The 25,362-nt window shown below is 68.0% G+C and carries 28 protein-coding genes; 4 read left to right on the forward strand and 24 right to left on the reverse strand.

Annotation, left to right across the window (positions count from 1 at the left end; all coding sequences use genetic code 11):
* Positions 1 to 5: 5 nt before the first annotated feature.
* Complete coding sequence (locus AC1DOM_RS02925) at positions 6 to 2,687, reverse strand: methyl-accepting chemotaxis protein (RefSeq protein ID WP_498960036.1); 2,682 nt, start codon at positions 2,685 to 2,687, stop codon at positions 6 to 8.
* Positions 2,688 to 2,849: 162 nt separating this feature from the next.
* On the opposite strand from AC1DOM_RS02925, the gene AC1DOM_RS02930 reads away from it, so the two are divergent.
* The 4 genes from AC1DOM_RS02930 to AC1DOM_RS02945 are packed head-to-tail and all read left to right on the forward strand — an operon-like array spanning position 2,850 to position 5,425.
* Positions 2,850 to 3,158: an energy transducer TonB gene (locus AC1DOM_RS02930; protein ID WP_498960038.1), complete on the forward strand. Its 309-nt coding sequence runs from the start codon at positions 2,850 to 2,852 to the stop codon at positions 3,156 to 3,158.
* Between the two features lie 23 nt (positions 3,159 to 3,181).
* Entirely contained in the window at positions 3,182 to 4,042 is an 861-nt protein-coding gene (gene motA, locus AC1DOM_RS02935) for a flagellar motor stator protein MotA (protein ID WP_498960040.1), read from the forward strand.
* A gap of 10 nt (positions 4,043 to 4,052) precedes the next feature.
* On the forward strand, positions 4,053 to 4,907 hold the full coding sequence (motB, locus tag AC1DOM_RS02940; protein ID WP_498960042.1) for a flagellar motor protein MotB: 855 nt from the start codon (positions 4,053 to 4,055) through the stop codon (positions 4,905 to 4,907).
* A 20-nt stretch (positions 4,908 to 4,927) separates the two neighbouring features.
* On the forward strand, positions 4,928 to 5,425 hold the full coding sequence (locus AC1DOM_RS02945) for a hypothetical protein (protein WP_498960044.1): 498 nt from the start codon (positions 4,928 to 4,930) through the stop codon (positions 5,423 to 5,425).
* Positions 5,426 to 5,539: 114 nt separating this feature from the next.
* On the opposite strand, the gene AC1DOM_RS02950 is transcribed toward AC1DOM_RS02945, so the two are convergent.
* The 23 genes from AC1DOM_RS02950 to AC1DOM_RS03060 form a co-directional block, all read right to left on the reverse strand.
* Positions 5,540 to 6,031, reverse strand: a complete 492-nt coding sequence (locus tag AC1DOM_RS02950; protein ID WP_498960046.1) for a chemotaxis protein CheW — start codon at positions 6,029 to 6,031, stop codon at positions 5,540 to 5,542.
* Between the two features lie 31 nt (positions 6,032 to 6,062).
* Complete coding sequence (locus AC1DOM_RS02955; RefSeq protein WP_498960048.1) at positions 6,063 to 8,039, reverse strand: chemotaxis protein CheW; 1,977 nt, start codon at positions 8,037 to 8,039, stop codon at positions 6,063 to 6,065.
* A 3-nt stretch (positions 8,040 to 8,042) separates the two neighbouring features.
* Positions 8,043 to 8,408, reverse strand: a complete 366-nt coding sequence (locus tag AC1DOM_RS02960) for a response regulator (protein WP_498960050.1) — start codon at positions 8,406 to 8,408, stop codon at positions 8,043 to 8,045.
* The gene (locus AC1DOM_RS02965; protein WP_498960052.1) at positions 8,405 to 8,695 is read right to left on the reverse strand and encodes an STAS domain-containing protein; all 291 of its coding nucleotides are present in this window, start codon (positions 8,693 to 8,695) and stop codon (positions 8,405 to 8,407) included. Before AC1DOM_RS02965 ends, AC1DOM_RS02960 begins: the two co-directional genes overlap by 4 nt.
* Before the next feature lie 64 nt (positions 8,696 to 8,759).
* Positions 8,760 to 9,353 carry a chemotaxis protein CheW gene (locus AC1DOM_RS02970; RefSeq protein WP_498960053.1) on the reverse strand — a complete coding sequence of 198 codons (594 nt, stop codon included), beginning with the start codon at positions 9,351 to 9,353 and terminating at the stop codon, positions 8,760 to 8,762.
* On the reverse strand, positions 9,350 to 10,120 hold the full coding sequence (locus tag AC1DOM_RS02975) for a ParA family protein (protein ID WP_498960055.1): 771 nt from the start codon (positions 10,118 to 10,120) through the stop codon (positions 9,350 to 9,352). Before AC1DOM_RS02975 ends, AC1DOM_RS02970 begins: the two co-directional genes overlap by 4 nt.
* 1 nt (position 10,121) lies before the next feature.
* Positions 10,122 to 11,069, reverse strand: a complete 948-nt coding sequence (motD, locus tag AC1DOM_RS02980; protein WP_498960057.1) for a flagellar motor protein MotD — start codon at positions 11,067 to 11,069, stop codon at positions 10,122 to 10,124.
* 8 nt (positions 11,070 to 11,077) lie between these two features.
* On the reverse strand, positions 11,078 to 11,818 hold the full coding sequence (locus AC1DOM_RS02985; RefSeq protein WP_498960217.1) for a flagellar motor protein: 741 nt from the start codon (positions 11,816 to 11,818) through the stop codon (positions 11,078 to 11,080).
* An 8-nt stretch (positions 11,819 to 11,826) separates the two neighbouring features.
* The gene (locus AC1DOM_RS02990; protein WP_498960059.1) at positions 11,827 to 13,578 is read right to left on the reverse strand and encodes a chemotaxis protein CheA; all 1,752 of its coding nucleotides are present in this window, start codon (positions 13,576 to 13,578) and stop codon (positions 11,827 to 11,829) included.
* A 14-nt stretch (positions 13,579 to 13,592) separates the two neighbouring features.
* Positions 13,593 to 14,231 carry a protein phosphatase CheZ gene (locus tag AC1DOM_RS02995; RefSeq protein ID WP_498960061.1) on the reverse strand — a complete coding sequence of 213 codons (639 nt, stop codon included), beginning with the start codon at positions 14,229 to 14,231 and terminating at the stop codon, positions 13,593 to 13,595.
* The gene (gene cheY, locus AC1DOM_RS03000; protein ID WP_498960062.1) at positions 14,228 to 14,620 is read right to left on the reverse strand and encodes a chemotaxis response regulator CheY; all 393 of its coding nucleotides are present in this window, start codon (positions 14,618 to 14,620) and stop codon (positions 14,228 to 14,230) included. Before cheY ends, AC1DOM_RS02995 begins: the two co-directional genes overlap by 4 nt.
* Positions 14,621 to 14,701: 81 nt before the next feature.
* Positions 14,702 to 15,457 (reverse strand): RNA polymerase sigma factor FliA, encoded by a 756-nt coding sequence (locus tag AC1DOM_RS03005; RefSeq protein WP_498960064.1) that lies wholly within the window; start codon positions 15,455 to 15,457, stop codon positions 14,702 to 14,704.
* Positions 15,454 to 16,338, reverse strand: coding sequence for a MinD/ParA family protein (locus AC1DOM_RS03010; RefSeq protein ID WP_498960067.1), 885 nt, complete (start codon positions 16,336 to 16,338; stop codon positions 15,454 to 15,456). Before AC1DOM_RS03010 ends, AC1DOM_RS03005 begins: the two co-directional genes overlap by 4 nt.
* Positions 16,325 to 17,953 (reverse strand): flagellar biosynthesis GTPase FlhF, encoded by a 1,629-nt coding sequence (gene flhF, locus AC1DOM_RS03015; RefSeq protein WP_498960068.1) that lies wholly within the window; start codon positions 17,951 to 17,953, stop codon positions 16,325 to 16,327. The genes AC1DOM_RS03010 and flhF overlap by 14 nt, the downstream gene beginning before the upstream one ends.
* Before the next feature lie 20 nt (positions 17,954 to 17,973).
* Complete coding sequence (gene flhA, locus AC1DOM_RS03020; RefSeq protein WP_498960219.1) at positions 17,974 to 20,016, reverse strand: flagellar biosynthesis protein FlhA; 2,043 nt, start codon at positions 20,014 to 20,016, stop codon at positions 17,974 to 17,976.
* A gap of 20 nt (positions 20,017 to 20,036) precedes the next feature.
* Positions 20,037 to 21,191, reverse strand: a complete 1,155-nt coding sequence (gene flhB, locus AC1DOM_RS03025; protein ID WP_498960070.1) for a flagellar biosynthesis protein FlhB — start codon at positions 21,189 to 21,191, stop codon at positions 20,037 to 20,039.
* 7 nt (positions 21,192 to 21,198) lie between these two features.
* On the reverse strand, positions 21,199 to 21,987 hold the full coding sequence (gene fliR / locus AC1DOM_RS03030) for a flagellar biosynthetic protein FliR (RefSeq protein ID WP_498960072.1): 789 nt from the start codon (positions 21,985 to 21,987) through the stop codon (positions 21,199 to 21,201).
* Positions 21,988 to 21,990: 3 nt separating this feature from the next.
* Positions 21,991 to 22,260, reverse strand: a complete 270-nt coding sequence (locus AC1DOM_RS03035; protein ID WP_498960074.1) for a flagellar biosynthetic protein FliQ — start codon at positions 22,258 to 22,260, stop codon at positions 21,991 to 21,993.
* Between the two features lie 10 nt (positions 22,261 to 22,270).
* Entirely contained in the window at positions 22,271 to 23,089 is an 819-nt protein-coding gene (gene fliP / locus AC1DOM_RS03040; RefSeq protein WP_498960221.1) for a flagellar type III secretion system pore protein FliP, read from the reverse strand.
* 5 nt (positions 23,090 to 23,094) lie between these two features.
* Positions 23,095 to 23,454 carry a flagellar biosynthetic protein FliO gene (fliO, locus tag AC1DOM_RS03045; RefSeq protein ID WP_498960076.1) on the reverse strand — a complete coding sequence of 120 codons (360 nt, stop codon included), beginning with the start codon at positions 23,452 to 23,454 and terminating at the stop codon, positions 23,095 to 23,097.
* Positions 23,451 to 23,780 (reverse strand): flagellar motor switch protein FliN, encoded by a 330-nt coding sequence (gene fliN, locus AC1DOM_RS03050; protein ID WP_498960078.1) that lies wholly within the window; start codon positions 23,778 to 23,780, stop codon positions 23,451 to 23,453. The genes fliO and fliN overlap by 4 nt, the downstream gene beginning before the upstream one ends.
* Positions 23,777 to 24,784, reverse strand: coding sequence for a flagellar motor switch protein FliM (gene fliM / locus AC1DOM_RS03055; RefSeq protein ID WP_498960080.1), 1,008 nt, complete (start codon positions 24,782 to 24,784; stop codon positions 23,777 to 23,779). The genes fliN and fliM overlap by 4 nt, the downstream gene beginning before the upstream one ends.
* Positions 24,781 to 25,278, reverse strand: coding sequence for a flagellar basal body-associated FliL family protein (locus AC1DOM_RS03060; protein ID WP_498960082.1), 498 nt, complete (start codon positions 25,276 to 25,278; stop codon positions 24,781 to 24,783). Before AC1DOM_RS03060 ends, fliM begins: the two co-directional genes overlap by 4 nt.
* Positions 25,279 to 25,362: the final 84 nt, after the last annotated feature.

The following is a 25,362-nucleotide window of genomic DNA, read 5'->3' on the forward strand; positions in this document are numbered from 1 at the left end:
GGGCCTTAGAACTCCTGCCAGTGCGTGTCGCCACCACCGGCGGCGGCGATCTGCGCCGGGCGCAGTGCGCGGGCCGGCTTGCCGTGCGGCGTCGCGGCCTGCTTGCGCGCCGCCGTCGGGATTTCCCGCACGCTCGCCGCGGCCGGCGCGCGCGCCGGCTTCACCACCACGGCACCGTCGCCGAGGCGGAACACCGCGACGGTCTGCACCAGCTGCTCGGACTGCTGTTCCATGCTGCGAGCGGCAGCGGAGGCTTCTTCGACGAGCGCCGCGTTCTGCTGCGTGCCCTCGTCCATCTGCGTGATCGCCTGGTTGATCTGCTCGATGCCCGCCGACTGCTCCTGCGAGGCCGAGGAGATGTCGGCGATGATGTCGGTCACGCGCTTCACGCTCGTCACGATCTCGCCCATCGTGCGGCCGGCCTTGTCGACGAGCGCATTGCCCTGTTCGACCTTGTCGACCGAGTCGGTGATGAGCTGCTTGATTTCCTTCGCCGCACCGGCCGAACGCTGCGCGAGCGACCGCACTTCGGCGGCCACGACCGCGAAGCCGCGGCCCTGTTCGCCGGCGCGCGCCGCTTCCACCGCGGCGTTGAGCGCCAGGATGTTGGTCTGGAACGCGATGCCGTCGATCACGCTGATGATGTCGGCGACCTTGCGCGAAGACTCGTGGATCGCGTTCATCGTCTCGACGACCTTGCCGACGACTTCGCCGCCCTGCGAGGCCACGTCGACCGCACCGATCGCGAGCTGGTTGGCCTGGCGCGCGTTGTCGGCGTTCTGGCGCACCGTGGAGGTGAGCTCTTCCATCGACGAGGCGGTTTCTTCCAGCGACGCGGCCTGCTGTTCGGTGCGCTGCGACAGATCGTTGTTGCCCGAGGCGATCTCGCCGGCGGCGGTGCTGATCGCATCGCTGCCCATGCGGATCTGGCCGACCACCTGCGCGAGCTGGCGCACGGTCTCGTTGGCGCTGGCGGCGAGCTTGCCGAACTGACCCGGCAGGCCGGCATCGGCTTCGCGCGTCAGATCGCCTTCGGCGACCGCGCCGAGCAGCGCGCCGACGTCACCCAATCCGCGATCGGCGCTGGCCATCAGCGTGTTGAGGCCTTCGACCATTTCGCGATAGACGAATTCGAAACGCTGCGCGTCGCCGCGGTGGCTGAAGTCGCCTTCGACGGCGGCGTCCACCAGCGTCTTCACTTCGCTGTTCACCGCCTGCATGCCCGCCTTCACGGCGTCGATGGCCTGGGTGATGCGCGCCTTCTGGCCGGGGTAGCGCTCGATGTCGGCCGACAGGTCGCCGCGCGCGTACTGGCCAACGATATCGATGATGTGCATCTCGACGTCGATGTGCGAGCCGACCAGCGTGTTGACCTCGTCGGCCATCGTGCCGAACGCGCCCGGGAAGGCGGCCGCGTCGATGCGTGCGTCGATCTCGCCGCTCTGGTGCTGGGCGAACAACTGGCCCTGCGCATCGGCGAAACCGCGCAGCGTCTGGATCGCACGATCCAGGCTGCGCGCGATCTCGCGCAGTTCGTCCTGCGTTTCGACGGCGATGTGCGACGGGAACTCACCACGGCCCAACTGCGCGGCCGACTGTTCGATCTGGACCAGCGCGCGACGCGTGCCGCGGGTGAAGCCGGCGAACAGGTAGGCCGACAGCAACAGCGCGATGCCCACCGCGCCGAGGGTGGAGGCCGAGCGGCGTTCCAGGCGCACGATTTCGTTCTTCGCCGCGTTCTGCAGGCCGAAGTTGGCCGCGGCCATCGCGGCGGCGAAGGACAGCCGCGAGGCTTCCATGCGCGCGGCGAGCACCTTGACCGGCAGCACCGGCGTTTCGGCCTCCAGCACGTGCTTCTGGATCAGCGCGTTCTGCTTGGCCATGTCGTCCATCGCGCGACGCACCGGCTTGCCGATCGTCTCGTGGAGTTCGGGCATCGTCTTTTCCGCGCGATCCAGGTCGGCATCAATGCGGTTGCCCAGGAATTGCTGCATTTCCTTCGACACGGCCAGGCCCGTGCGATCGTCGACCCAGATCGCGCCTTCGCCGAGCACGTGCACGCCGACCAGCGCCTGGCGCGCGACGGTCTCGCCGAGCTTGGGCACCGACTCGGCGGCGGCGCGGCCGCTGAGGAACACCGCCGGCGCATCGGCCTGCTCCAGGCCGGTTTCCTGGTAGACGCCGGCCATCAGGCGGCTGAGCGCATCGATCGCCGCCGAATGCGTGGCGACGGATTCGGCCGCGTCCTTGTGTTCGCCGACGGCCTTGGCCCATGCGGCGCGCGTCTGCTCGAGCGGTTCGTTCAACTCTGCGTCGGGCAGCGTTGCTTCCTGCCACTTGCCGATCGCCGTCAGTTCGGTCTCGACGGTGCGCGCCGATTCGGCGAGCGCTTCGCCCGACACGGTCGCGTCCTTCGCATCGCGACGCGCCACCAGTTGCTCGTGTTGCTGCATGGCCAGCATCGCGCCGTGCAGGTGCATCAGGCCGTCGCTCGCCGACAGTTGCACCTTCGCCGCGGCGATCTCGGCGTTGCTGCGGACCACGACCATGCCGGCGAGCACCGCGCAGGTCAGCGAAAAGCTGGCGCCGATCAACAGGGCCTTCTGCCCGAAGCGCAGGCGCGCCATCAGGGAGACGGACGGCGCGAGCGCGCGATCCAGCAGGGAAGAGTTGGAACGAACGGACATGGTGGCAGCCTCGAGTGTGACAACGGGCCCCTGGACGGGCCGACACCCCCGGCATCGGCGCAGCGCGCGAAATCTTTAGGCCCCCGCCTTGCGCACGCGCGATTCAAGAAACCTGCGGCCCGGCCGATCACTAGGGCTCACTCCAACCAAAGAGCCGCTCTCATGCGCCATCTCTCCCTGATCGCCGCCACCGTCGCGACCCTCGCCTTCGCCGCGCCGGCCCATGCCGGACTCACGCCGACCAAGCGCGTCGAACCGCAGTACCCGCAGGCCGCAGCGCGCGCCAAGACCTCCGGTTTCGTGGAAGTCGAATTCACCGTCTCGCCCGACGGTTCGGTCGCCAGCGTCTCGGTGGTCAACGCCCAGCCGGCGCGCACGTTCGAAGCGGCGGCCGTCAAGGCCGTGAAGCAGTGGCAGTTCGCCCCGGGCGGCGACAGCCGCGGCAAGGTGCGCCTGGACTTCCAGCCCTGATCCACGCATAGGGCCTGCAGCGCATGTACCTGATCATCGGCGCGATCGTCGTCATCGCCAGCGTCATCGGCGGCTTCATGATGGTCGGCGGCCAGCTGCTGGCCCTGTGGCACCTCAACGAGATCATCGTGATCTGCGGCGCCGCGCTCGGCGCCTGGGTCATCGCCACGCCACCGAAGGTGATGAAACAGGCGCTGCGCGCAGTGCCCTCGATCACGAAGGGGCCGCGCTATCGCCGCCCCGATTACGTCGACCTGCTGAAACTGATCTACGAGATGCTGGTGAAGATGCGGCGCGACGGCATGATGTCGATCGAAGCCCACATCGAGAACCCGAAGGACAGCGCGATCTTCCAGAAATACCCGAAAATCCTCGCCGATCCCCACATGCGCGACTTCATCACCGACTGCCTCCGCCTGATGGTCGGCGGCAACATGAATCCCCACGAGCTGGAATCGTTGCTCGAATACGAACTGGAAACGCACCACCACGAGTCGCTGGAGCCCGCGCATTCGGTGCAGAAGATGGCCGATGCGTTGCCGGGCTTCGGCATCGTCGCCGCGGTGCTCGGCATCATCACCACGATGTCGATCGTCGGCAGCGCGGCGCCCGCGGAAATCGGCGAGAAAGTCGCCTCCGCGCTCGTCGGCACGTTCCTGGGCATCCTCGTTTCCTACGGCTTCGTCGGCCCGCTCGCGTCCGCGATGGAGAATCGCGCGAACGAAGACGGCAAGGCGCTGGAAGTGGTGAAGATGGCGCTGGTCGCCTCCTTGCGCGGCTACGCACCCTCGGTCGCGATCGAATTCGCGCGCAAGCTCTTGTTCTCCGACGTGCGCCCGAGCTTCCAGGACCTCGAAGCCGACCTGAAGTCCGCGAAGGGCTGAGCACGCACCCATGGCCACCGTGCCGCCGATCATCGTCGTCCGCAAACGTCAACGCGGCCGCAAGGCCCATCACGGCGGATCCTGGAAGGTGGCCTACGCCGACTTCGTCACCGCGATGATGGCCTTCTTCATGGTGATGTGGCTCGTGGCCACGATGCCGAAGGAACAACTCGGCGGCATCGCCGATTACTTCAAGAACCCCAGCGCCGTCGAAGGCAAGGCCGCGAGCATGGCGCCGGGCAGCAACGGCCCCGGCGGCGCGGGCGATGCGCCCATCAAGATGTTCGAGGCCAAGCGCCCGCAGATCGCGACGCAGCAAGCAAAGCTGGTGCAAGAGGCCAACGATGCGCGCGACAAGCGCCGCCTCGAAGCGCTCAAGCGCGAACTCGAGCAAGCGATCGCGAAGAGCCAGGCGCTGGCGCCATTCAAGGACCAGCTGCTGGTCGACATCACGCCCGAAGGCCTGCGCATCCAGATCGTCGATGCACAGAACCGCCCGATGTTCGACCTCGGCTCGCCGCAGCTGAAGGACTACACGAAGACGATCCTGTTCGAGCTGGCGACCTACCTGGACCACGTCGACAATCGCGTGGCGATCTCCGGCCACACCGACACCACGCCGTGGTCGGGCCAGAACGGCATGGGCAACTGGGAGTTGTCCGCGCAACGCGCCAATGCCGCGCGCCGTGCGCTGGTGGCGGGCGGCATGCACGAGGAGAAGGTCGCGCGCATCATCGGCCTGGCTTCGTCGGTCCCCTTCGACAAGACCGATCCGCGCAATCCGATCAACCGCCGCATCAGTATCGTCGTGTTGAACCAGGGCGCCGAGCGTGCGGCGGCGGCGATCGACGCGGCCGGGCGCTGATCTTCAAGAGCGAGAAATCATTGGCGCGCCGCCCGAACGTCGAGGGTTCCAAATTTTTTTGGGAAAAAAATTTGAAACCCTCAACGCTGGGGCATCACCATTCGGGTCGCTTCGATCAGGGGTTTTCGCCCGGGCGCTTGCTGGGGGCTGCAAGGCAAGCCTTGCAGGAAGCCGATCGTTGCTGTGAGAGTCAAAAGCAGGCCAAGAGCGAGAAATCATTTGGCGCGCCGCCCGAACGTCGAGGGTTCCAAATTTTTTTGGGAAAAAAATTTGAAACCCTCAACGCTGGGGCATCACCATTCGAACGTTGGCTTTCGATCAGGGGTCTTTCGCCCGAGCGGTCGCTGGGGGCTGCAAGGCAAGCCTTGCAGGAAACCGATCGTTCTCGTCAGAGCCAAAGCCGGAGCGCCCAGGCCTTTGCCTTCTGGGCAACATCGGGGCGGTGCGAAGCTTGCTTCGCACCGGCAAAAAAATGCTCGGGCGAAGTGCCCGAGCGAGAGCCAACGCGCGAAAGGTGATGCCCCAGCGTTGTGAGTTTCAAATTTTTTTCCCAAAAAAATTTGGAACTCACAACGTTCGGGCGGCGCGAAAGCGGAGGGTGTAAGCCCTTTTGGACAGACGCCGCGCGCGCGTCACGCCGCCTCGGCGATCAACCCCATCTCGGCGCTCGTCATCAACCGCTCGATGTCGAGCAGGATCAACATGCGGTCATCCAGCGTGCCGATCCCCGTGACGAACTGCCGATCGATGCCCGCGCCGCCCAACTCCGGCACCGCGCGCAACTGATCCGGCGACATCCGCACCACGTCCGACACCCGATCCACCACGATCCCCACCACCCGCTCGGCGATGTTGAGCACGATCATGACCGTCTGCGACGTGTACTGCGCATCGGGCAGCCGGAACTTCACCCGCATGTCGACCACCGGCACGATCACCCCGCGCAGATTCACCACGCCCTTGATGTAATCGGGCGCATCGGGCAGCCGCGTGGCGGTGTCGCAACCGCGGATCTCCTGCACCTTGAGAATGTCGACCCCGTATTCCTCGCCGCCGAGGGCGAACGTCAGGAATTCCTCGGCGGGGTTGGGCGCGGCGGACGTGGTGGCTTGGACGTGGGACATGGGCGTTACTCGTTCGGTATGGGTCGCGGCGTCAGGCGGCCGCGGCAAGGCGCGCGGTCTGCGCGAGGGTGGCGGGATCGACGATCAGCGCGACGCGACCGTCGCCGAGGATCGTGGCCCCGGCGATGCCCGCGACGCGGCGGTAATTGCTTTCGAGATTCTTGACGACCACCTGGTGCTGGCCGAGGAGGTCATCGACTTCCAGCGCCAGGCGCCGGCCATCGCTTTCGACGACGACGGCGATCGGGCACGCGCCCTCGCGCTCGCCGTCGAGGGACGGCAGGCCGTATTGCCGGGCGAGGTTCAGCAGTGGCAGGTAATCCTCGCGCACGCGCAGCACGCGCGTGTCGTTGGCGATGGTGCGCACGTCGCCGGGCGCGAGCTGCAGCGATTCGACCACGATGTTCAGCGGCAGGATGAAGGCCTCGCCGCCGACCGCGACGGACATGCCGTCGACGATGGCGAGCGTGAGCGGCAGGCGGATCGACACCGTGGTGCCGCGGCCGCGTTCGCTGCGGATTTCGACCTGGCCGCCGAGCGCGGTGATGTTCTTCTTGACCACGTCCATGCCCACGCCGCGACCGGAGAGGTCGGTGAGTTGTTCGGCGGTGGAGAAGCCCGGCGCGAAGACCAGGTCCCACACCTCGGCGTCGGTCGGATTGTCCGACACGCGCAGGCCGCGTTCGGCCGCCTTGCGCAGGATGCGCTCGCGATCCAGGCCGCGGCCGTCGTCGCCGATCTCGATGACGATGCGGCCGCCCTGGTGCGCGGCGGTCAGCGTGATCGTGCCGGTTTCGTCCTTGCCCGCGGCGCGGCGTTCGGCCGGCGACTCCAGGCCGTGGTCGATCGAATTGCGCACCAGGTGTACGAGCGGATCGACGATCTTCTCGATCACGCCCTTGTCCAATTCGGTGGCTTCGCCCGACGTCCGCAACGCAACCTTCTTGTCGAGGCGCGCCGCGAGGTCGCGCACCATGCGCGGGAACCGGCTGAACGCGAATTCCACGGGCAGCATGCGCACGCCCATGATCGATTCCTGCAGGTCGCGCGTGTTGCGTTCCAACTGCGCCAGGCCCGCGAGCAGGGCGACGTTGGCGGCCGGATCGAGGTGTTCGGAACGCTGGCCCAACATCGCCTGCGTGATCACCAGTTCGCCGACGAGGTTGATCAGTGCATCGACCTTGGAGACCGACACGCGGATCGAGTTGTCGTGGTCCGACGTGCGACGGCCGCCTTCGATCGGGGCGACCGACAGCGATGCCTGCGACTCCGGCATTTGCGCGGGCGGCGCGACGAGGGTATTGGCCACGCCGCTTTCGATCGACAGCTCGCATTCGTCCTGCACCCAGGCGAAGGCTTCGTCGATCGCGCTGCGCGGCACGCTGCCGGGCAGGGTGAGGTCCCACGCGAGGTAGGCCGAATACGGATCCATCGCGTCGAAGGCCGGCAGGCGCGCGTCGAGGCATTGGATGCCGAGCTCGCCGTGGGTCGCCAGTTCGCGAAGGATGCGGAGCGGATCGTTGCCGCTCATGAACATCGATGGCGCCGGCACGAACGCGATGCGCCAGTCGCCTTCTTCGCGCATTGCGTTCGCGGCATCGGAGGCCGAGGTCTTCGGCGCCGTACCGCCACCGAGCAAACGGTCCAGCCCCGCGCGCGCCTGCGCAAGCGCCACCTGGTCCACCGCGTCGCCGTGTTCGCACGCCGCGAGCAACGCGCGCAGCACATCGACCGCGACAAGCAACGCGCCGGTCGCATCGTTATCCAGCCTACGACGACCACTGCGCGCTTCATCGAGCAGCGTTTCCAGCAGGTGCGTGAGGTCGGTGACGGCGGTGAAGCCGAACGTCGCCGCGCCGCCCTTGATCGAATGCGCGGCGCGGAAGACGACGTTGATGGTCTCGGCGTCGGCGCGCCCGGCTTCGAGCGCGAGCAGGCCGCCTTCCATCGCATCGAGGCCTTCGCGGCTTTCATCGAAGAACGCGGCGTGGAAGCGGGTGATGTCCATGGATCAGCCGAGGACCTTCTTCAGGGTGGCGACCAACTGCGCGGGATCGAAGGGCTTGACGAGCCAGCCGGTCGCGCCGGCGGCCTTGCCTTCCATCTTCTTGTCGCCGCCCGATTCGGTGGTGAGCATCAGCAGCGGCGTGAACTTGTACGCCGGCAATTGGCGCAATTCGCGGATCAGCGTGATGCCGTCCATGCGCGGCATGTTGACGTCGGTGACGACGGCATCGAAGCGTTGGGTACGCGCGATTTCCAGCGCGGCCTGGCCGTCCTCGGCCTCGCGCACGGTGTAGCCGCCGGAGGTGAGGGCGAACGCGACCATCTGCCGCATCGAGGTGGAATCGTCGACGATCAAAAGTTGCGCGCTCAAGCGGTCTCTCCGGTGTGGGTGTCGACCCCCAGGCTGACGGCGAGGCCGAGCTGGCGCACGGCGGTCGCGAGGGTGGGCGATGCGTGGGTGACGAAAGTGGACTGGCCGCGCGCGGCGCGGTCGCGGACGAAGGCATGCAGCACCTGCAACGCGGCGGCATGCACGCGTTCGACGCTTTCCCCCGACAGCGCGACCGGCGCATCGCTCGCCAGGTGCGGTTGCAGCGCCGCCTGGAGGTCGGCGACGTGTTCGATGCTCAGGTCGGGTTGTAGCTCAAGCTGGTGCATGGCGGTTGCGTGCGCTGGGATCACGTGGATTAACGGCGTGGACGCGCGGGACTTGAGGCGGCGGTCAGTCGCCGAACAGGGCCGTGGCATCCAGCAGCACGGTCGGCGCGGCGCCGACACGTGCGATGCCGAGGATCGCGCCCTGTCGCGTGCCGACCAGCGGCGGTTCGATGCGGTCGCGTCCCAGCGTGACCACGTCGTCGACGGCGCTGACGAGCACGCCGATCAACTCGTCGTCGCGTTCGATCACGACGATGCGGCTGCGCTCGTCGGCCTGCACCCATCCGGCGTCGAGCCACAGGCCCAGGTCGAAGACGGGGACGATGCGGCCGCGCAGGTTCATCACGCCGAGCACGGCGCGGTCGGCGCCGCGCATCGCCACCACCGGCGCGAGGCGCACGACTTCCTGCACGCGCAGCAATTCCAGTGCATAGCTGTCGGTGCCGACGGCGACGCGCAGCCAGCGTTGCGCGCTTGCGATCGCGATGCGGGGCGGAAGTGCAAGGTCGGGCGCAGATGAGGGCGCGGGCGCGGGAGCGGGCGCCGGCGTCGGCGCAACGACGGGCACGTCCGCCACCACAGGCGGAGGCGGCGGTGCGTCATCGAGCAATGCATCGACGTAGGCGTCGACGATCGACAACACGGCAGGCGGATTCATGCGGCCAACTTCCGCGCAGGATCGGCTTGCGCGAGCAGCCAATCGAGTGCGCGTGCGTATGCGGTCGCGCCACGACCCACCGGATCGGCGACCGACGCCACCGCGTGCGCATCGCGCAGACGCGTGTCCATCGGCACCGCGATCGGGCAAACGCGCCCGTCGTAGCGCTGCTGCATCAGTTCCAGGCTCTCGATGCCCGAGCGCGTGCGGCGATCGAACAGGGTCGGCAACACGAAACCGGGCAGCGGGCGCCGGCGCGAGCGCTCCACCATCTCCGCGGTGCGCAGCATGTCGGCCAGGCCGTGCAGTGCGAGTGGATCGGTTTGCGTCGGCACGATCAGCCGATCGGCACCGGCCAGCGCGTTGATCATCAGCAGGCCCAGCGTCGGCGGGCAATCCATCAGCACGTGGTCGTACTGCGATTGCGCGGCGTGTAACGCGCGACCCAGCGCGAGACCGAGCCCCGGTTGCGTGGCACCGCGACGCTCCAGCGTGGCCAGCGCGGGTTGCGCGGCGACGAGCGAGAGACGTTCGATCCCCGTCGCGCGCGCCATCGACGACAGGGTCGCGTTGGCGGCGAAGACATCGTGCGTGCCCGTCGCGGGCGGATCGGCCGGGACGCCGAAGGCGCGCGTCAACGACGCATGCGGATCGAGGTCGACGAGCAACACGCGATGACCCGCTTGCGCGAGTCCGCGCGCGAGGAAGAGGGTGGTCGTGGTCTTGCCCACGCCGCCCTTCTGGTTGGCGATTGCCCAGGCCTGCATGTCAGCCGGCTCCCGGTAGCGGAAGGGAAGGTTGTGCGTCGTCGATGTTCGGCAGCAGCGCGACGGTCGGGCCCGGTTGCGGCACGGCATCGGGCGCGACGGGCGCGGCGAGGATCACCAGCAGCACGCGTCGATTCGCGTTGCGGCCGGCTTCGGTGGCGTTGTCGGCGATGGGTTGGTACTCGCCGAACCCGACCACCGCCAGGCGTCGCGGTGCGACGCCTTCTTCGCTGAGCACGTGCACCATGCTCGCCGCGCGCGCGGACGAGAGTTCCCAGTTGGACTGGAACTGCGCGGTGCGGATCGGCTTGTCGTCGGTATAGCCTTCCACGCGGACGGCATTGGGTTCGCCGCGCAGCACCGCGCCGATCTTGCGCACGGTCGCGATCGCGGTCGTGCTCGGCACGGCGGCGCCGCTGCCGAACAGGATGTCGCTCTGGATCTCGACTTCGATGTAGTCGTTCCCGCGACGCACGGTCACGAGCTTTTGTTCGACCAGCGCGCTCAGGGCCTCCTGGATCTGGCGGCCGAGCGACGCCAGTTGCCGTTCGCGCGCGCCTTCGCCCTCGCCCATGCCGGGCGACTGCGTGGTCTGCAATCTCATCTGCTTTCCGTACGTCGGCTGGTCGAGCAACTGGTGCACTTTCTTGACGGCCACCGGGCTCGTCGTCGACGGTCCGCTCTTCGCCGCGGCGGTCTGCAAGGACGGACGATCGAAGGCCGCGCCGCGCAACTGCGTCTGGCCGATGCTGAGCGGCGAGATCGTGCGCGGCGGACCACCGAAGGCCGACGACAGGGCATCGGCCATCACGCGGTACTTGCCTTCGTTGACCGAGGAGATCGCGTACATCACGACGAAGAAGGCGAGCAGCAACGTCACCAGGTCGCCGTAGGGGATGGCCCAGGCTTCGTGGTTGGCGTGTTCTTCGTGGCGGTGTTTGCGGGCCATGCGCGGACTCAGGGCAGGTAACCGTTGAGGCGCGCTTCGATGTTGCGCGGGTTCTCGCCCTGGGCGATCGCGATCAGGCCCTCGACGATCATCTCGCGCTCTTCGGCTTGCGCGTTGACCAAACCCTTGAGTTTGGTAGCCATCGGCAACAGCGCGAGATTGGCCAGGCCGATGCCGTAGATGGTCGCGGTGAATGCAGCGGCGATGCCGTGCCCGAGTTTGCTGGGGTCGGCGAGGTTCTTCATCACCGCGATCAGGCCGAGTACCGCGCCGATGATGCCCAGCGTCGGCGAATAGATGCCCATGCCTTCGAAGACTTTTGCGGCGGCGAGATCGCGCGCGTTTTGTCCGTGCAGTTCGATCTCCAGCATCTGCCGGATCGATTCGGGTTCGACGCCGTCGACGACCATCTGCAGGCCCTTGCGCAGGAAGGGATCGGGCTGCGCCTGCACTTCGGCTTCCAGGCCCAGCAGGCCCTGCTTGCGCGCGACCGTGCTCCACCCGACCAATTGCGTGATCACCGCGCTGCGATCCTGCGACGGCGGACGGAACACCCAGCGCACGATCTGCAGCGCACGCTTGAACGTCGCGGCGGGCGTCTGCAGGAGAATCGCGGCAATGGTGCCGAGCACGACGATCACGAACGCCGCCGGCGACCACAACGCCGACAGGCCCGCGCCCTTGAGCACGCTGCCCACGAGCAGGGCGGCGATCGCGAGGACCGCGCCGACGACGCTGAGTCGATCCAGGGGTGTCTTCATCGGTCAGTCCGCAGGCCCGTGCGCAACAACGCATCGACATCGAGGATCAAGGCCATGCGGCCGTCGCCGACGAGGCTGGCGCCGGCGTAACCGGGCAGGCCGCGCAGCGTCTTCGGCAGCGCCTTGATCACCACTTCCTCGCGACCGCGCACGCGATCGACCGCGAGGCAACACCGTTGCTCGCCCGACTGCAGCACCACGTTGGTCGCCACGCGATCGGGCGCCGGCGCCGCGCCGAGCCATTCGCGCAGGTCGAGCAGCGGCACGGGTTGCTGGCGCAGGTCGAGCATGCGGCGACCGTCCAGCCACAGCACGTCGCCCGGCGTATGCGAGAGGACTTCGACCACGCGCACCAGCGGCAAGGCGTACACGTCGTCGTCGATTTCGACGAGCAGCGTCGGAAGGATCGCGAGCGTCAGCGGCACGCGGATCACGAAGCGACTGCCTTCGCCGACGACCGACTGGATCTGCACCTGGCCGCTGAGTTCGCGGATCTTCGATTGCACGACATCCATGCCGACGCCGCGGCCGGACAGGTCGCTGACTTCGTCGCGCGTCGAGAAACCGGGAAGGAAAAGCAGTTGCAGGCATTCGTCGCTGGTCAGGCGCGCCGCCGCATCGGCGGCGACCAGGCCCTTTTCGATCGCGCTGCGGCGGATCTTCTCCGGATCGATGCCCGCGCCATCGTCGCGGACTTCGATCGCGACGTGGTCGCCTTCCTGCTGCGCGCTCATGCGCACGCGGCCCTGTTCGGGCTTGCCGGCGCGGCGCCGCGCCTCGGGCATCTCGATGCCGTGGTCGATCGCGTTGCGCACCAGGTGCACGAGCGGATCGGCGAGCGCTTCGACGAGATTGCGATCCAGTTCGGTGTCCGCGCCGACGACGTCGAGCTCGACGCTCTTGTTCAATTGGCGCGCGACATCGCGTGCGACCTTCGGGAAGCGCGCGAACACGCGGCCTACCGGCTGCATGCGCGCGGTCATCACCGCCGACTGCAGGCGCGAGGTTGCGACGTCGAGCGCGGCGACGGCGCGATCCAGGTCGTCGTCTCGCAGGCGCGGGCGCAGCGTCTTGAGGCGATTGCGCGCGAGCACGAGTTCACCGACGAGGTTGACCATCGCATCGAGGCGGCGCACGTCGACGCGCACGGTCTGGTCGGCATCGGACGCCGCGGGTTTGGCGATCGGTGCAGGCTTCGGCGCGATGGGTTGCGGCGTCGGTGCGACGGGCGCGATCGTCGCGATCTGTCCCGGGATTCCGCCGGCGCCATGCAAGGTGTCGAGCAGCGCTTCGAAATCGAGGTCGTCGATGTCGTCGCCGCCCTGCGCGAATTGCGCGATCGCGTCCGCTGCGGGGGCCGCCGGCGCGGTGCCGGTGGCGCGCAACGCGGCGAGCAAGGAGGGCGGTGCCGGATCCAGCGGAAGGCCCGCCGCCACGGCGGCGAGCATGTCCGACACCAAATCCAGCGCCTGCAAGAGCCCATCGAAGGCCGGCCCATCCAGCGGTGCCGCGCCCTTGCGCGCAAGATCGAGTCGGTCTTCCATCGCGTGGCAGACCTGCACCATCGGCACGAAATCGAGAAACCCCGCACCGCCCTTGATGGTGTGGAATCCGCGGAACACCGCATCCAGCCCGTCGCGATCGGTCGGATCGTGTTCGAGCACGATCATCTGCGCCCCGAGCTGGTCGAGGATCTCGCGCGCTTCGACGAGGAAGTCGGCGCAGATGTCGGAGGCGAGGGCGGACACGCGCGTGGTCGCCGTCAGAGGCCGAGCGAGGAGAGCAGGTCGTTGGCGTCGTCCTGCGTGGCCGGCGCGGCGTCGAGGCCGGCGAGCGACGGGCCGAAGCCGCTTGTCGACAGTTCCTGCGCCGACAACTGCAAGGGACGCGCTTCCAATGCCACGCCGCCCAGGCCTGCATGCACGGCGCCCACCAAACCGATGACGCGGCGGATGATCTGTCCGGTCAAATCCTGGTAGCCCTGCGCCGCGGTCATCTCGGACAGGCGGCTGCGGATCGCGGCGGTCGTGGCAACGGTGCCTTCGTCTGCGCTCGCGTGCGTGGCGAGTGTTCCGACGAGCACGCCGCACTCCTGGATCAGGTCCAGCGTGTGATGGCTCGCGTCTTCGCAGATGCGCACGACATGTTCCAGGCGCGCGCAAGCTTCCGGCAAGGAGCCGTTGCCCGACGCCGTGCCTTGTCCCAGCACCTGGTCGAGCTCGCGCGCCAGTTTGGCCAGGCCCTGCACCAGCGGCTGCGTGCGCCACTGGATCAGCTCGTCGACGCGCGCGCGCCACGCTGCATGATCGTCCGCCTCCAGCGCATCGAGTGCGGCATGCAGGCAGTCGATCACGACGGCGCGGTCTTCCAGGCCCGCGTCGAAGGCCGTCTCGGCATTCACGCCGCGGCCCCGAGGCGTTCGAAGACCTTGCCCAGCTTGTCGCCCAGCGTGGCGGCGGTGAAGGGCTTGATGACGTAACCGTTCACGCCCGACTGCGCGGCTTCGAGGATCTGCTCGCGCTTGGCCTCGGCGGTGACCATCAACACCGGGATCTTCGCCAGCGTCGCATCGGCGCGGATCGCCTTGAGCAGGTCGATGCCCGGCATGCCCGGCATGTTCCAGTCGGTGATGACCAGGTCGAAACGGTCCTTGCGCAGCTCCACGAGCGCGCTGTTGCCGTCGTCGGCCTCGGCGGTGTTGAAGAAGCCCAGGTCGTTGAGCAGGTTCTTCACGATGCGGCGCATCGTGGAGAAGTCGTCGACGATGAGGATGCGGATGTTCTTGTCCATGGGGATGCTCAAGCCTCGCGTGTTCGGAGGCACTAACGGCCGCAGGCGGAAAACCTGAAGGGTTGGGGTTGGTGAGGGACGTCAGTCGGCCGGGCCGTCGTCGTCGCCGCCGCGCCATTGCCCGAGGCGCGCGCGCAGCCGGACCATCGCCTGGCCATGGATCTGGCACACGCGCGATTCGCTGACGTTGAGCACCGCGCCGATCTCGCGCAGGTTCAGTTCCTGCTCGTAATACAGCGACAACACCAGTTGTTCGCGCTCGGGCAAATCGCCGATCGCATCGCCCAGCGCATGCCGGAACGCATCGCCTTCGAAGGCGCGCGCCGGCGTGGCGGTCGAGGACACGGCCAGGCGCGGTTCGCCRTCGTGTTCCTCCATGTGCGCGTCGAGGCTGATCAACTGTCCGCGCGCCGCGTCGTCGACCATCTGGTGGTATTCGTCGATGCTGACGTTGAGCGCCGCGGCCACCTGGCGCGCGGTGGCGGCCTGGCCGGTGCGTTGCTCGATGTCGCGCGTGGCCGAAACCAGGTCGCGATAGCGGCGATGCACCGAACGCGGCACCCAGTCGCCGCGGCGGATCTCGTCGATCATCGCGCCGCGGATGCGGATCGAGGCGTAGGTCTCGAAGGCCGCGCCCTGGTCGGCGTGGAAGTTCCGCGCCGCGTCGATCAGGCCCAGCATGCCGGCCTGGATGAGATCGTCGATCTCCACGCTCGCCGGCAAGCGCGCGGCGACGTGGTGGGCGATGCGGCGCACGAGTTCGGCGTGGCGTTCGACGATCTCGTTCGCCGATCCGTTCTGTTGCGCGCGGTAATGGGCCGCGGCGACGGCGTTCATGCGGCGGTCCTCGCAACGCCCGGGCCCTGCGCCTGCACGAGGCGCTCGAGGAAGAATTCGACGTGGCCGCGCGCACCGGGCGGCGACTGCCACTGGCGCGATCGCCGTGCGATGTCTCGGAAGGCGAGCGCCGACGGGCTCGACGGGAACGCATCGACCACCGGTTCCTGGCGCTGGATGGCGCGTCGCAGCCATTCGTCGCGCGGGATCGAGCCCAAGTGGCTCAGCGTGACATCGAGGAAGCGCGAGGTCACGCGTTCGAGCTTGCGGAACAATTGTTGGCCGTCGGCTGCGTCGCGGACCTGGTTGCCGAGCACCTGCACGCGCGAGACGCCGCAGTCGCGATTGAGCACCTTGATCAGCGCGTACGCGTCGGTGACCGACGCCGGTTCGTCGCAGACCACCACGACGACATCCTGCGCGGCCTGGCAGAAGGTGAGCACGCCGTCGGCGATGCCCGCGGCGTTGTCGACGACCATCGTGTCGATCTCGATGTCGAGCTCACTGAAGGCGTGCACGAGGCCGACATGCTGCTGCGGCGTGAGTTCGGTCATGTGGCGCTTGCCCGACGCGGCGGGAATCACCATCAGGCCGTTGGGGCCTTCGAGCACCGTCTCGCGCAACTCGCAGCGACCGGCGAACACGTCGGCGAGCGTGAAGCGCGGCGACAGGCCGAGCATCACGTCGACATTGGCCAGGCCCAGGTCGGTGTCGAGCAACAAAGTGCGCTGGCCGGCGTTGACCAGCGCGGCCGCCAGGTTGATCGAGACCGACGTCTTGCCGACGCCGCCCTTGCCGCTGGCCACGGCGATCACGCGCGGCGCCGCGGGGCGCGGCGGCGCAAGGTCCGAATGCGTCAGGCGCACATCACGCGAATGCATGGCGATCCTCGAAGTCGTGGGCGGAGTCGGCGCGGTTGCGCTTTTCGGTGGGCAGCTCGAACGTCAGCGATATCCGATCGGCGTCCGCGGCGTCGATGTCGGCGGGCACTTGCTGTCCGGCGGTGGTGTAGGCGATGCCGATGTCGTGCGCGGCGAGCATCGAGAGCGCGGCGCCGGGGCGGCCGGTTTCGTCGAGCTTGGTGAGCACCACGCCTTCGGGCGCGGCCGGGCGATAGCGACGCAGGATGTCGCCGAGGTCGAGCGCATTCGCGTTGGCCGGCAACACCAGCAGGCTGCGCACGCGGCTGGCCGAACGCAGCCACAGGATCTGGCGCAGCAACGCGCGATCGCGTACGCCGTAGCCGGCGGTGTCGACCAGCACGAGCGGGTAATCCTGGAGTTGGTCGAGCGTTGTGCCGAGTGCATCGCTGCCGTCGGCGTCGCACACGGTGACGCCGAGGCGACGACCGAGCGCATGCAGTTGTTCATGCGCACCGGTGCGTTCGCTGTCGATGCTCACCAGGGCGACGTCGCGTGCGCGATGTCGCTTGGCGAAGCGCGCGGCCAGCTTGGCGGCGGTGGTGGTCTTGCCGGCGCCGGTCGGGCCGACGAGTGCGATCACGCCGCCTTCGTCGATGGGTTCCGAACGCAGTATCGGCACGCGCGCCATCAGCGCCGCGCGCAGCGGCGCGAGGATTTCGTCCGGCGGCAGGCGCGGATCGAGGCCGGCGGCGATGTCCTGCGCGAGCGCCGGGTCGCAGCCATAGGCGAGCAGCGCATCCAGTGCGGCCGCGCGCGCGGGCGAACCGCGCAGACGTTCGACCGACAGTTGCGCGAGTTGTTGTTCCATCAGGTGGCGCATCGCCGCCAGTTCGCCGCGCATCGCGACCATGCCGGGATCGGTGGTGGGGTTCGGGACGGGGTGCAGGGTGGGCAGCGTTGGCTGCGGCGCGGGCGCGACATCGATCGGTTCGAAGGTCGCCAGCGGAACGACGTCGTTCGAACCCAGTGCAATCAGATAGTCGGCATCGCACAAGGCGTCGCCGGCGGTGTCCTGGATTTCATCGTTGGCAGGCGCGGCCGGCGCAGATTGCGCAATCGGCAGTGCCGGCACCTCGAACGCGGCCATCATCGCTTCAAAGCGCGGCATCTCCGCCTGCGCCTGCTGCGATTGCGAGGCAGTGAGTTCGGCGAGCGTCGGGCCGGTGTCGGTGTCGGCGTCGGCGCCAGGCAGGTCGTGGCCCAACTTGAAGATGGCGCGCGCCCGCGACATCAGCGATTCGCGCGGCGCGGGCGCCGGCGTTTCGACGACCGGCGCGACGACAACCGGTGCAACGACAACCGGTGCGGGCATGGCTTCGGGCACCGGCGCGATCTCGACATTCGCCGCAACCGTTGCCTGCGTCGGCATCGACACGATCGTCGCCACCTGCGCCGGCGTCGCGGCACGCAGTGCCTGCGCGGCCAGCGCTTCGTCGTAATCGGTCGCCGACACCACTTCGATGCCTTCGGGCGTCGCGCGGTTGGACAGGATCACCGCATCCGGGCCCTGGTCGTCGCGCACCATGCGCAACGCGGTGCGCATGTCGGGGGCGATGAAACGCTTGATTCTCACTGCATGCTCCTTCAATCAACTCAACCGATCGCACCCACCACGCGCAGTCGCTTGTCCTCCGGCACCTCGCCGTAGGCCAGCACCGACAACGACGGAATGCTGTGCCGCACGAGCCGGGCGATCGCCGCGCGGATCCCGCCGGGCACCAGCAGCACCGCGGGTTCGCCGCGACTTTCCTGCCGTGCCACGCACTCGCCGAGGTTCTGGTGCAACCGCTCGGCGAGCCCGGGTTCCATCGCGGCGCCCTGGCCGCTGACGGAGTCCTGCAACACCCGTTCCAGAGACGGCGCGAGCGTGAACACGGGCAGTTCCGGCGCCAGGCCATTGAGTTCCTGGACGATGAAGCGGCCCAGTCCGGTGCGCACCGCGGCGGTGAGCAGCGCCGGATCCTGGCTGTGCACGCCGTGGTCGAGCAGCGCTTCGACGATCTGGCGCATCTGCCGGATCGGCACGCGCTCGGCCAGCAGCGATTGCAGGACCTTCACCACCACCGACAGCGGCAGCAGCTTGGGTGTCAAATCCTCGACGAGCTTCGGCGCGCTGCGTCCAAGCGCCGTCAGCAGGTGCTGCGCTTCCTCGTGGCCGAGCAGTTCGGCGGCGCGCTCGCGCACCAGGTGCGAAAGATGGGTGGCCACGACGGTGGCCGCATCGACCACCGTGTAGCCGAGCGATTCGGCGTGCGCGCGCTGCGAGGGCAGGATCCACACCGCATCGAGCCCGAAGGCCGGATCCTTGCCGGGAATACCGTCGAGCGCACCGAACACCTTGCCCGGATCGAGCGCGAGGTCGCGTTCCGGATGCAGGTCGCCGCTCGCCACCGGCACGCCGTGCACGAGCACGCGATAGTGGTTGGGCGACAGCTCGAGGTTGTCGCGCACGTGCACCGCGGGAATGAGGAAGCCGATGTCCTGCGTGAGCTTGCGGCGCACGCCCTTGAGCCGCGCCAACAATTCGCCGCCCTGTTGCTTGTCGACCAGGCCGATCAGGCGATAGCCCACTTCCAGCGCCAAAGGTTCGACGGGGCGGATCTCGTCCCAGCCCAGTTCGGCCACCGCGGTCGATTCGGCGTTCGTCGCGGTGTCGACCTCGGGTTGTTCCGCCGCGCGCTTCGCGCGCTGGTGCAGCTTCCACGCGGCGTAGCCCAGCACGCCGGCCAGCAGGAGGAAGGGAATGTTGGGCATGCCGGGGATCACGCCGATCACGCCGAGCAATACCGCCGCCACGGTCAGCGCGCGCTGGTGGCCGAACAACTGCAGCGACACCGCCGAGCCCATTTCCTGCTCGCCGGTGGAACGCGTGACCAGCATCGCGGTCGCCGTGGCGATCAGCAGCGCGGGCAACTGCGCGACCAGGCCGTCGCCGATCGCGAGCATGGTGTAGGTCTGCGCCGCTTCGGCGAAGCCCATGTCGTGCTGGATCACGCCGATCAGCATGCCGCCGACGACGTTGATGACGAGGATCAAAATGCCGGCGATCGCGTCGCCGCGGACGAACTTGCTCGCGCCGTCCATCGAACCGTAGAAGTCCGCTTCGTCGCGCACTTCCTGGCGCCGCTGGCGCGCGTCCTCGCGCGTGAGCAGGCCGGCGTTGAGGTCGGCGTCGATCGCCATCTGCTTGCCGGGCAGGGCATCGAGGATGAAGCGCGCCGACACTTCGGAGATGCGCCCCGCGCCCTTGGTGACCACGACGAAGTTGACGATGGTGAGGATCGTGAACACCACGATGCCGACCGCGTAACTGCCGCCGACCACGAACTGCCCGAAGGATTCGATCACGTGGCCGGCGGCGCCCTGGCCTTCGTGACCGTGCAACAGCACCACGCGCGTGGAGGCGACGTTGAGCGCCAGCCGCAGCAGGGTGACCATCAGCAGCACGCTGGGGAAGGTAGAGAATTCCAGCGGGCGGCGGACGTAGACCACCGCGAGCATCACCACCAGCGACAGCGCGATGTTGATGGTGAACAGGCCGTCGAGCAGGATCGGCGCCAGCGGCACCATCACCATCGCCAGCATCGCGAGCATTACCAATGGCGCGGCGATGCCGTTGCGCAAGGCCGTCGCCATGCCGCGCGGTGTTGCGTCGCTCATGGCGTCGAACCCTTGGCGTCGTCGTCCGGTGCGCCGTCGGCGCCGACGTCGATGGCGGGCAGCGCGGGCATCGGGCCGCGGCCCGGCACCCAGGCCTTGAGCTGGTAGACGTAGGACAGCACCTGGGCGACGGCGGCGTAGAGCTTCACGGGGACTTCCTGGTCGAGCCTGGCCTGTCGATACAAGGCGCGTGCCAGCGGCGGGGCTTCGACGATCGCCACGCGATGTTTGTCGGCCAGTGCGCGGATCGCGAGCGCCGTTTCGTCGACGCCCTTGGCCACGACCGTGGGCGCGCGCATCGAGCCTGCGTTGTATTTGAGCGCCACCGCGTAGTGCGTCGGGTTCATCAGCACGACGTCGGCGGTGGGCACCGCGTCCATCATCCGGCGACGCGACATCTCGCGCGCGACATGGCGCACGCGCGCCTTCATTTCGGGATTGCCTTCCGATTCCTTGGCTTCGTCGCGCAATTCCTGGCGCGTCATCTTCAACTTCGCGCGATGGCGGATGTGCTGCCACGGCACGTCGACCAGCGCGAGGACGCCGAGCGCACCGACCATCGCGAGCAATGCGTGCAGGACGAGGTCGACGCCTTCGCTCACCGCGACTTCGATCGGCGCATCGGCCATGCCGACCAGCGTGCCGAACGCACCGTGCACCACCCACGCGCCGACGCCGCCGATCAACAGCACGCGCAGCACCGCGCGCACGAGTTCGGCCAGGCTGTCCTTGCCGTACATGCGCTTGAGGCCCGCGGCCGGGTTGAGGCGGCTGAAATCCGGTTGCAGCGACTTGGAGGCGAAGCGCAGGCCACCCATCACCATCGGCCCCACCACGCACGCGATGAGCGCAGCGCCCACCAACGGCAGCATCGGCGGCACCAGTCCGAACAACAGGTGCGCCGCGTGATCGGGCAGGCGCTCGGGTGCATCGAGCAGGCTGCGGTCGAAGCGCAGGGCGCCCTGCATCCAGTCGCGCGACGCACCGCCGATGTGGCCCGCGGTGGCTTTCAGCGCGATCGTCGCGCAACCGAGCACGGCGACGTTCGCCAATTCGCGCGATCGCGGGACATCACCGCTTTCGCGCGCTTGTCGGAGGCGTTTCTCCGATGGCTGTTCGGTCCGGTCTTCGTTGTCGGCGGCTTCGCTCATCGCACCCTCAGGCGGTGAGCGCGCGCGCGGCGGCGAAGGCGTCGTCGAACAAGCCCTGCACGGGGCCCTGCAGGTGCGTGGTCAGCACCACGAGCAGGGCGAGGCCGACCAGCAGCGACACCGGCAGGCCGATCGACATCGGATTGAGTTGCGAGGCCGCGCGCGAGAGCACGCCGAAGGCAATGTTGACCGCGAGCAGCGCCATCATCACCGGCAGCGCAAGCAACACGCCGGCGGCCAGGCAATGGCCGAAGAAGTCGGGCACCGCGCTGAGCACGGCCATCACGTCCGGGATCGCGACGCCGATGGGCAATTGTCGATAGCTGTCGGCAAGTACGCGCACCAGCGCCAGGTGTGCGTCGAAGGTGAAGAACAACAACGCGAACACCAGGTAGAACCACTGCGACAACACCGGCGAGGACGCGCCGCTGAGAGGATCGGCCATCGTCGCGAAGGACAGGCCCATGCCCTGCGACGCCAGTTCGCCCGCGAGTTGGCCTGCTTCGAACGCGAGCCGCAACATCAGGCCCATCGCGATGCCCAGCGTCACTTCGCGCAGCACGCCGAGCACCGTCACCGAATCCAGGCGCATCGGCGGCGGCGCCGGCAGGATCGTGGAAATCGCGACGGCCAATGCAAGCGTGATGATCAACCGCGCGCGCGCCGGCATGCTGCGACCACCGAGCACCGGCAACACCTGGACCGCCGCGCCGATGCGCAGCGCGTACCAGAGCGTCGCGCCGAGCAGGCCGAACAGATCGACGCCGGTGGCGGTGGTGAGCGTGACGGCGTCCATCGTCTACCCGATCAGGTGCGGGATCCGATGGAACAGATCGGTCGTGAACGACACCAGGCGGCCGAGCAGGAAGTGCCCCGTCAGGCCGAGCATCGCGACCAGAGTCACGCCCTTCACGACGAAGGCGATCGTCGGTTCGTTGATCTGCGTGGCCGCCTGCACGATGCCGACGAGCACGCCGGAGAGCAGCACGGCGAGCAGCAAGGGTGCGGACAGCAGCAGCGCCAGTTGCAGGCCGCCGGCGATTTCGGTCATTGCGGTTTCGGGCGTCATCGCGTCGGCCTCAGAAGGGATTGAAGCTGGCGGCGAGCGAACCGACGACGAGCACCCAACCATCGACGAGCACGAACAACAAAATCTTGAACGGCGCGGAGATCAACATCGGCGAGAGCATCATCATGCCCATCGACATCAGCACGCTCGCCACGACCAGGTCGATGATCACGAACGGGATGTAGATCAGGAACGCGATTTCGAACGCGGTCTTCAGTTCGCTGGTGAGGAACGAAGCTGCGAGCACGCCGAAGGGCACGTCCTGCGGCGTCGCGTACGGGCCGCTGTTCGAAAGGCCCGCGAACGTCATCAGGTCGTTCTCGCGCACTTGCGCGAGCATGAAACCGCGGAAGGGCTCGGAGCCCAGCTGCCACGCCGTCTTGAAATCGATCTTGTGGTCCAGGTACGGCGCGATGCCGTTCGCCCATGCGTGGTCGAACACCGGCATCATGATCATCGAGGTGAGGAACAAAGCCAGCGCCAACAGCACCTGGTTGCCCGGCGTCTGCCCCGTGCCGAGCGCCTGCCGCAGCAGGCCAAGCACGATGATGATGCGCGTGAACGCGGTGATGCCGAGCAACGCCGCCGGCAGCAGCGTGATGCCGGTCATCAGTGCCAGCACCTGCAGGGGCATGCTCACCGGTTGGGCGCCGATCTGTCCGACGTTCACCGACGGCAAGGCTTGCGCGGGCGCTGCGCTCGCAGGCTGCGCGGCGACGCTGGCCGCCGGCGTCGCAGTCGCCTGCGCATGCGCCGTGGACGACGTGCCGATCACCAGCGCGAACAGGAGCAGCGTGCACGCGAAGGCCTGCATCGCGCATCGAATCATCGAACTCATGCTTTCTTTCCGAAATGCTGTGCGAGCAATTGCGCGAATGCGGGCGTCGCGCCCGGCGCGGCTTCCGGCAGCGGTTGCGCGAGGGTGTGGAGCATGCGCGTGCCGCCGGCGCCGACGCCGAGCAGCAATTGCGTCTCGCCCACCGCGACGACGACCACGCGTTCGCGCGGGCCGAGCGTGAGCGAATCGACCACGCGCAAGGCGGCGTTGCGATTGCCGGCGCGCATGCCGGGCATGCGGCGCGCAACCCAGCCCAACGCGAGGATCAGCCCGACCACCAGGACCAGCGCGAGCAACGCGCCGCCGATGCTGCCGGCGCCGACGGGCGCGGCATGGGCGACGGTCGCGGGGTTCATCGCAGCCTCTTGATGCGTTCGGCCGGGCTGACGACGTCGGTCAGGCGCACGCCGAAGCGGTCGTTGACCACCACGACTTCGCCCTGCGCGATCAGCGTGCCGTTGACGTACACATCGAGCGGTTCGCCGGCGGCGCGATCGAGTTCGACGACCGAGCCCTGGTTGAGTTGCAGCAGGTTGCGGATCGGAATGCGCGTGCGGCCCACTTCCAGCGACAGCGAAACCGGCACGTCGAGGATCACGTCGAGGTTGAGCTCGGCGTTGGCGCCACCTTCGGCGGTCAGGGGATCGAATGCGGCGCGCGCCGCGACATCGGACAGGTTCATGGCTGGGCCGTCGTGGGATCGAAGGAAGGTTGGGCGCGCGCAGCGTGGACCTGCGCGACCTTGATGGAATTGCGGCCGTTGTGGACGCCGAACTCGCCGGAGAACAAGGGCATCTGTTCGACGTGCAGCGGCACCTGCGGCAGCAGGTCGATCGGGATGATGTCGCCGACCTTCAGCCGCGAGAGCTCGCGCAGGCTGATCTGTCGGCGCGCGAGCGTGGAGCTGAGTTCGACCGTCGCGTCCTGCAACTGCGATTGCATCGCGCGCGTCCAGTTCTCGTCTTTCTCGATGCGGTCGCTCTGCACGCCGGCATCCAGCGCCTCGCGGATCGGTTCGAGCATCGCGTAGGGCAGCGCGATGTGCACCTCGCCGCCGCCGCCGTCTAGTTCGCAATGGAAGCGGCTGACGACGATGTAATCGCGCGGGCTGATGATGTTGGCGAAGTGCGGGTTGACCTCGGAGTTGAGGTACTCGAATTCCACCGGCATCACCGGCGCCCAGGCTTCGGCGAGATCGGCGAAGGTCTGCTTGAGCAACAACTGGATCACGCGCATCTCGGTCGGCGTGAACTCGCGGCCTTCGATGCGCGTGTGGAACTTGCCGTTGCCGCCGAAGAAGTTGTCGACGACGGTGTAGACCAGGCGCGGTTCGTGGACGATCAGGCACGTCCCGCGCAGCGGCTTCATCTTCACCAGGTTGAGGTTGGTCGGCACCTGCAGCGAATGCATGTATTCGCCGAAGCGGACCAGGTCGATGCCGCGCACCGACAGGTCGGCCGAGCGGCGCAGGAGATTGAACAGGCCGATGCGCCACGTACGCGCGAATCGCTCGTTGATCATCTCCAGCGTCGGCAACTTGCCGCGGACGATGCGGTCCTGGCTGGCGAAGTCGTAATTGCGCGCCTCGCCCGGTGCCGGCGGCGGTTCGGTTTCGACCACGCCGCTGTCGACGCCATGCAACAGGGCATCGATCTCGTCCTGCGAAAGCAGGTCGGCGCCCATCATTGCGTCACCAGGCTGGTGAAGATCACCGCTTCGACTCGGTACGGGGCGCCTTCCTGCTTGAGCACCGTGCGCACTTCGTTCAGCGCGGCGGTCTGCAGGCGTTCCTTGCCGCTGCGCTGCGCCAGTTGCGCGGAGGACATCTGGCCGAACAGCAGCAACAGGCGATTGCGGATCATGGGCGCGTGGGTTTCGAACGCCGCACGCGTGTCGTTGTCGCGCGTGACCAGTTGCACGTCGGCCTGGAGGTAACGCACGGCGTCGTCGTCGACGAGGTTGACGACGAAGGCGGGCTCGAGCGCGAAGTACTGCGCCGGTGCGTGCGCCGGTGCCGCGCTCTTTTCAGCGTCGTGCGCGGCGGCCGCCTGGCCGGCCCACCACCACCAAGCGCCACCGCCCGCACCGCCGATCAGCAGCGTGGCGCCGACGATCAACGGCCACTTGCGGCCCTTCTTCTTCGCTGCGGTCTTGGCTGCGGCTGGGGCTGGGGACGACACGAGCGGACACTCCGGTAAGGCGATGTCCGATCAGTGCAAGCGCCGTGCCCGACGCGGCGACGGGGATTTGGCGTGGTCGTGTGC

Source organism: Lysobacter sp. P5_B12 (assembly GCF_056400425.1).